5 protein-coding genes are annotated in these 6,577 nt (G+C 50.5%); 3 read left to right on the top strand and 2 right to left on the bottom strand.

The annotated features are described in order from the left end of the window. Positions 1 to 502: 502 nt before the first annotated feature. Positions 503 to 1,255, bottom strand: coding sequence for a TylF/MycF/NovP-related O-methyltransferase (locus tag Q0816_RS06710; protein ID WP_298848856.1), 753 nt, complete (start codon positions 1,253 to 1,255; stop codon positions 503 to 505). Between the two features lie 356 nt (positions 1,256 to 1,611). Between Q0816_RS06710 and Q0816_RS06705 the strand changes: the two genes are divergently transcribed. After that, positions 1,612 to 2,442, top strand: coding sequence for a class I SAM-dependent methyltransferase (locus Q0816_RS06705; RefSeq protein WP_298848854.1), 831 nt, complete (start codon positions 1,612 to 1,614; stop codon positions 2,440 to 2,442). Between the two features lie 36 nt (positions 2,443 to 2,478). Here the strand turns inward: Q0816_RS06705 and Q0816_RS06700 are convergent, their stop codons facing one another. Then, positions 2,479 to 3,573 carry an acyltransferase gene (locus Q0816_RS06700; RefSeq protein WP_298848853.1) on the bottom strand — a complete coding sequence of 365 codons (1,095 nt, stop codon included), beginning with the start codon at positions 3,571 to 3,573 and terminating at the stop codon, positions 2,479 to 2,481. Between the two features lie 319 nt (positions 3,574 to 3,892). On the opposite strand from Q0816_RS06700, the gene Q0816_RS06695 reads away from it, so the two are divergent. After that, the gene (locus Q0816_RS06695; protein ID WP_298848851.1) at positions 3,893 to 5,800 is read left to right on the top strand and encodes a glycosyltransferase family 2 protein; all 1,908 of its coding nucleotides are present in this window, start codon (positions 3,893 to 3,895) and stop codon (positions 5,798 to 5,800) included. A gap of 94 nt (positions 5,801 to 5,894) precedes the next feature. Further along, on the top strand, positions 5,895 to 6,566 hold the full coding sequence (locus tag Q0816_RS06690) for a class I SAM-dependent methyltransferase (RefSeq protein WP_298848849.1): 672 nt from the start codon (positions 5,895 to 5,897) through the stop codon (positions 6,564 to 6,566). Positions 6,567 to 6,577 lie beyond the last annotated feature (11 nt).

Here is a 6,577-nt window from a genome sequence, read left to right as displayed (position 1 = left end):
CAAACCAACGACGACGAATATGAAGACCAGACCCGCAGACTCTCGTTATGAATGAGGGAGCCTCGGGGGGCAGGTCAAATCCAAACTCAGCATCTTGAGTAAAAACTGTCAGAAGTTGGACTTTTCGACCATTTAAGTCGGGTTTTCATTTTGGATTTGTCTCTGATTCAATACGTCAGCTGATGTTCGAGCTACGCTAGTTTTGCGAGACAAAAGAATGCATGCTTCTGGGGTCCTGACTCACATTCGCTCCACATTGAACGAACTGTAACTCGCGAGAGGAATGGGGGGCTTGAACTGGCTCGCGAAAATAGAGCACTGCCGACAAAACTGTAATCAATATTGCATTAAGGGGACCAGGGGGACCGCGTCTTTGACATGACCCGCACTGAGAAATTGCTTACCTGTACACTGGTTTCTACGTGCAGCCTCAAATGTCGAAATTTAGATGGGCACACGATTTTCGACAATCGTGTGCCCAAAGTTTCTTCCAAAGGTCTCGTTACACTTTCTGGAAATATACCCCCACACCATCGATCTCACTGATCGTGGGCGGCTGATACCCGACTTCGTCGAGAAAATCATGTACGGCAGCCTTGGCTGCAGGAACGACGTGATAGTCGTCTACGATGATCCATCCGCCTTTCGAGACTTTGCCAAAGAGATGCCGCAAGGGATCTATGGTTGATTCATACATATCGCCGTCAAGGCGCAGCACAGCGATCTTCTCGCTGGGTACTAGCGGCATGGTGTCCTTGAAGAAGCCCTCAATGAACACGACCTGATCATCCAGAAGTCCGAACTTTTCAAAATTTGCTTTTACTGTATCAACCGAAACTGCCAGGGCATCGTACTTGTGGAAGTCTGATCCCTTGTCATGGGGATAAAGCTCTTCATTTGGCTTGGGCAAACCTTGAAATGAGTCACATAGAACGACTCGTCTGTCATTCTGGCCATATGTAAAAAGGACCGCTTTGGCATAGATGCTGGCACCGCCACGCCAAACTCCGGTTTCGACAAAATCCCCGGGAACATTGTTGCCAATGACAGACTCCACCATGGCGCGGACATTGGCCAACCGCTTACTGCCCACCATTGTGAAGGCTACGGATGGCCAATCCCAACCGTATTCCCGGTTTTGGGAATCGTAATCCGGCTGGGTGTCTCCAAACAAAATTGGTGGGTCTTCATAGATCGTGCCATCAAGGGCACGGGCAACTGTGGTCAGATATTGTTCCCGAAGTTCCGCGAGCATTGACTATAACCTTGTGTAGATGTCGGGCTGGTTCTGACCTCTATCCGGCAAAATTTCAACAAGATTCGCTGAACAGGACCTTCGGGTACGACTAAATTGAGTCACGCTTCCTATGAGAAGTGCCATATTCACCGCGACCGGACGGAAAGAATTGTTTCTTTCCATGCCGTACGCCGATGCGCAAGCGGTCACGCCATCCTCCGCAATAAGCTCGCCGAATATGATCTGACACAACCCATTGTGAGGTAGCAAATCAACTGTCTCCGCGACCCTTTCTGCGTTTGCTGAAAAGGAAGCTTGTAAACACGCGCCTTTCGGGTGAAGTAGCACGCAAGTTATCAGGTAAGGGCATAGTGATGAGCAAACTCAAGAAAACTGTCTCGACTGTCTTGCATTCACTTTCAGGCGGTTCGGAAGAGAAGAAAACCCAACCGATTGTCTGGTCCGAGCGGAACAGATGCTCCGTTGGTGATGTCAATTTTTTCGCGACGGTCGACAATTCCGAATATCACGCGATGACCTCAAACGATAACGAATTTCTCTTGGTGAAAACCCGGGAAATGATCGAAGCGGAACTCGAATGCACCTCGAAGATTGACGTCCGAAATATCGTCGATATCGGGGTATGGCAGGGGGGCAGCGTTGCCCTGCTCGACAGCGTCTTTCGGCCTGATAAACTGGTTGCAATTGAATATTCGACGCGTGAGTTGCCACATCTTGACGCCTATATCGACAAGCATTCGCGGCAGAAAAATGTGCGGCTTTATAAGGGTGTAAGTCAGGCTGATATTGATCGGTTCGGCGAATTGCTGGACGCAGAGTTCGGCAATAAGAAGATCGATCTCGTCATAGATGATGCTTCGCACCAATATTTGGAAACCAAGTTGTCTTTTAACCTTGTTTTCCCACGCATGTCGGAAGGCGGCATCTTTGTCATTGAAGACTGGCAATGGTCTACAATGGAAGAGCACTACAATTCCGACTATTTCGAGGGAAAAGAGGGGCTGGCAAACCTGGTGCTTCAGTGCGTCATGGCATGCGCTTGTCGACCTGATATCGTTCGTGAAGTCATAGTCAAAAATCATTCCGTGATGGTTGTTCGGGGCGACGCAGAGCTTCAGAGCGGTACCTTTGACATCACCGAAATTGCCCGCAACAAAGGCGAGGCTATTCCTCTAATTCTCTAAGCTCGAATTGTTGCTGGTCGGTGGGTTCTGCTCTCTCTACGCCAATCGTTGCGAAGCTGTATTTCTTGAAGCTGGCTTGGTTACATAGCGGGCAAGTAACATAAACGGAACTTCAACAACATAGTACAGCACAGTTGCGATCGGAATTGCTACGGCAAGCGTAACTGCGCAGACAACGGGTACAACAAGGTTCGGATTATCCGTCAATGTTGCGGCCCATCTGGTCAGGTTTGTCATATAAATCAGGAACGGGTGCATCAGATAGAGACTGTAACTTATTTTTCCAAGAAATCGGGTAACGGGGTTGTTTAGAAAAGCAACGGGCTGAAGAGCTTGCGATAATGCAAGACATGCGAAGGCAAGACCCCAGCCAAGAACAAAAATAAAGGGGATCGGTTCGTGTACTTTCTGCGCGGTGTCAGGGAAGGGTCCAAACAGAAACATGCAAGTCAGCCCCGCCAGTCCGGCAGCGAGTGCCAGGAAGCCGAGAGGGCGCATCAACGACGCTTTTGTCGTTTGATAGATACACCAAGCGATCAGACCCAATGCGAAAAAAGGAGCGTTGGTGAGAAAATTGGTCCAATAGTAGTAGTCCGGCACTTCGCCCTGGCTGTTTAGATTTATTGCAGCCCAGCCTAAACATGCGATCAAGAAAAGAAGCAGCGCCGCCCATATGTTCCGCCAAGCCCAGAGGAACGGGAACAAGAGATAGAAGATAACTTCTACGCCAATCGACCAACCAGCGGGAACAAGGCTGGTTTGTTCGTTTGGAACAAAACCAAAAAGAAATGTCACATTCTTGAGGATTGTACCCGTTTCGGCTTGGACGCCTGCATAAAGCCAAGCAATGAGCATCACGTAAAAGAGTGGTGCGATCCGGAAAAACCTGCGCAAGGCATAGGTCCAGCTACGATCAAGGGAAACACCACCGGGATAAGCAAGCGACATGGAAAATGCGCTTATTATGAAGAACAATGGCACACCCATCGAAAAATAATCGGTGCTCCAATCCTTGTGCTCAACACCAAGTGGATGAATGTGAACTGCATGCACAAACACTACGGCAACAGCAGCTATTCCCCGCAGGGCATCAAGGCCATGAGCCCTTCGCTCTTTATGATAAGCTGTCATAGTCCGCTCAAAATACCGTATCTTTGCAGCCAAATACCTTTGGCAATATTGAACGACACCTATAGATGATAGAAGCACGAAGGCAATCAAATAGACCTCGGTTCGTGCACAACAGTGCGTAAACAGGATCGGGGCACCGATGTGCCCGTTTTGGGGGATGAGTATTGTAATCCCTGAGCTGGCTGACTGGCCCGTCCGCTTGCAATGCAATTCCGAGGCCCGTAACAAAGCTGCAGGCAGGGATGCGCGCTATACGTCTGCAAAGATGCGTTTTTTCCCATTATCCTGAATTTGCGGGCGATGGTTGCAGGTAGTTGCGATGAGACTTGTCATATCCACGATGAAAGACGAGGGGCCGTTCATCCTGGAATGGATTGCCTACTATCTCTCGATCGGGTTCACGCATTTCATCGTCAATTCGAACGATTGTTCCGATGGCACCGACGCGATCCTTAAGCGATGCGAGGAACTGGGTTTTCTGGCGCATATCGACAATCCCGGACCTTGGAAATTCGGACCGCAGGCATCGGCGTATGCCAACGCGATGGAACACCCCTGGTATAAAGAGGCCGAGTGGATCTTGGTTTGTGATGTGGATGAATTCTTTGACATCCGCGTCGGCGACGGGACATTGGATGACCTGTTTCGCGCTTTGCCGCATGCCCACGGGTTTGTCGCGCTGTGGCAGTTATTTGGGCACAATGGAGTCATCGATTTCGAAGATCGGTTTGTCATTGAGCAATTTACTCGTGCTGGAGAGCTTGGGGCAGTACTTCCGCAAAATCTGCGTGCACTCAAATCGCTTTACAGAAACAATGGTTCTTATCACGCGGTTGACACCCACCGACCCCGCAGACCTGTTCGTAGAAAAGCGGATCGTTTTGTGTGGGTGGACGGAGATGGGGACCCATTGCCACCGGCGATGCGGCGGCGCGGATGGGGGTTTTCCATGACTGGTGCGGCATTCGGACAAAAGCTGTTTCGAATGAACCACTATGCTGTCAGGTCGATTGACAGTTATCTGATGAAAAGGTTGCGGGGAGATGTGAATACCACGGCCTTTCATCCGAAGATGGAGGCATCCGGTCAATCTTATTGGAATCTGCATTGCCATAACATTGTTGAGGAAACTTCGATAGTTGGCAAAGTGCAGCAATTGCGGTCGGTCTATGATCGTCTGCGAGAGGATCCGGTACTAGAAGGTTTGCATCATGCTACCGTGAATTTTCATAAAGACCGAATTGCTGTTCTGCGAAACACTGATGCGGCCCGAAAGTTCGTTAGCCGAAACAAGGGTTTTCGGGGTGGGCACTATTTGAAAGCACTGGACTTAGGCATTATTGAAGAGGCCAGCATTCTGTTCGGTGCCAAATCTCAATTATTACCCAATGTCGAAACGTATTCAGATGTCGACGTTTCATTCGCCCATAAAGCCAAATGGAACCGGTTAGGACACATGGCGAAGGCGCAAAATTCAAAAGCTAACGCGTACCCCTGGTTTGTTCGGTTGGATTCATTGGAAACGACTTTGGAACCTACCGAGGCAAGAGCGCAGCGAGATCGAGTGTCCGAGTTAAAACATCTCTCTTTGCCCTTTGATCCGAGAGATCCTGATATTCTACCGCCTGTTTCGCCGGAGATTGCGCGGACACAAGAGCAGCGCCGCAGTTTTCTCAAGTCTATCAGCGGTAAAAGGGCTTGGGTTCTGATAGGGCAGGTCGAGGTTGAAATTGTTGAGGAAATTCTGACGCTTGAAACCGTGTCTCAATTAACCGTCATTGCCCCTTGGGGATTGTCCTGGGACAGTTTCGCCTGCGCAGATGAAGTACAGGATCCAGACCTTCAAGCACTTGATCGGGCATTTTACGCCTTTCTCGAATGCTTCCGCGAACCGATCCTTGCCGGGCGATTGCGGGTCTACCGGGCACTGCCGCCCTTGATGCTGAAGCTGTTCGAAGATGAAAGCATTGGCGTCGTCATCATTCGTGGGGTGCGGGCAGAGCAGGTCATGAACCAACTGTTGCGCCGCATCGACCGGGTTCTGTCGCCCGGCGGCAGTATCGCGTTCACGTCCTACCGGCGTCATGGGGGAGGATCGTATTCTGGTATGAATGCAGCCATAAACAGTTTTCTCGGGCGCAATGCCGCAAGGTACAGGATAACCAGCTTGCAGCCTCCGTGGCTCGGTATCGACAAGTTACCGCCACTTGACAAAAAGGACACTTAGCTTCTGGTTCTCGATGCGACGGCATGGTAGCCATGTCTCAACAAACAAAACGGGATTTAAGTGAACGGAACACCCGTCTGTAAGTGAGGTCGAGATGTCAAACGAACCCAAGGTTATCGGTGTTGCACCCGGCAGTCAGAAAAAACCGAAGTCTGACAAGGCGACCAAGCGCAAGAACAGCAAAGAAGCGATCCGTCGTACGTTCCTTTCGCGCCTGCCAAAAGGTGGCTTGGCTGTTGAGATCGGTGTTTGGCAAGGCGAATTCTCTCCGACCATCCTGAAGTTGATCGAGCCCAGCCAGCTCTTTCTGATCGATCCGTGGAAACACATTGGTGAAGAATCGCATACAACCGCGTTTGTGGGCCGGACCGAAGACGAGAAAATGGAAGCCATCTTCCAGAAAGTCGTCAAATCTTTCAAAAAGGAAATCGAAGAGGGCAAGGTCGGTGTTATCCGCGATTTTTCCGTGCCTGCACTTAACCTTTTCGACGATGAAAGCATCTCGTTTGCCTATGTCGACGGGGACCATTCCTATGAAGGCGTGACCGCCGATCTGGCTGCATTGTTACCCAAGATCAAATCGGGTGGGATCATGGCATTCGACGACTACCACCGCCGTGGTTGGTGGGGCGACGGTGTGATCCGCGCGGTCAACGAGTTTCTGGGCAAACACCCCCGAGAGCTGCGCATCCGGGCAATCGCCGGCGCGCAGATCGCCATAGAAAAAATCGTCCCGCAAGATGACAGCAAAGGTCAGGGCGACTAGGCAGCGGGGGT

The sequence above is a fragment of the uncultured Ruegeria sp. genome (assembly GCF_947497005.1).
In the GTDB taxonomy this organism is placed as follows: Bacteria; Pseudomonadota; Alphaproteobacteria; order Rhodobacterales; family Rhodobacteraceae; genus Ruegeria.
The sequence above is the reverse complement of the archived record's forward strand: the minus strand, read 5'-3'. Positions and strand labels throughout refer to the sequence as shown.

Coding starts and splice junctions, on each gene's coding strand:
- Q0816_RS06710 (WP_298848856.1), bottom strand. CDS start 1,255: ATGCTCGCGGAACTTCGGGAACAATATCTGACCACAGTTGCCCGTGCC.
- Q0816_RS06705 (WP_298848854.1), top strand. CDS start 1,612: ATGAGCAAACTCAAGAAAACTGTCTCGACTGTCTTGCATTCACTTTCA.
- Q0816_RS06700 (WP_298848853.1), bottom strand. CDS start 3,573: ATGACAGCTTATCATAAAGAGCGAAGGGCTCATGGCCTTGATGCCCTG.
- Q0816_RS06695 (WP_298848851.1), top strand. CDS start 3,893: ATGAGACTTGTCATATCCACGATGAAAGACGAGGGGCCGTTCATCCTG.
- Q0816_RS06690 (WP_298848849.1), top strand. CDS start 5,895: ATGTCAAACGAACCCAAGGTTATCGGTGTTGCACCCGGCAGTCAGAAA.